Raw genomic sequence first — 330 nt, 5'->3', positions numbered from 1 at the left:
CGCGCCCTCAGGAACGCCTTGATCTCCGGCTCCGCATCGCCCATCGCTCCATTATCCGCGCAGGTACCCGGAAGGCGGCCGTCCAGGTGGTTCTGCCAGACCCAGGTTGAGCCGGGCCTGGTCCCCCCATCGCGCGGATCCGAGGCTGTAGCCACAGACCGCAGCAGACCGCATCCACGACCGCATCCACGTAAGGCGGACCCCATGAAGCGCAGAATCCTCGGCGGCACCGGCATCTCGGTCAGCGAATACGCCCTGGGCACGATGATGTTCGGAGCCTGGGCCAACCGGGACCACGACGACTCGGTACGGATCATCCACCGCGCCCTG

1 pseudogene is annotated in these 330 nt (G+C 67.3%); it reads left to right on the top strand.

Features of this window, described 5'->3' with window-relative positions:
* Positions 1–204: 204 nt before the first annotated feature.
* Positions 205–330, top strand: a pseudogene (locus CCN51_RS58360) (aldo/keto reductase); the annotation flags it as partial.

Origin of the sequence: Streptomyces milbemycinicus, from assembly GCF_002154605.1 — a bacterium.
Lineage (GTDB): Bacteria > Actinomycetota > Actinomycetes > Streptomycetales > Streptomycetaceae > Streptomyces > Streptomyces milbemycinicus.
Note: the sequence above shows the minus strand (reverse complement) of the source record. Positions and strands in the feature narration are given on the sequence as shown.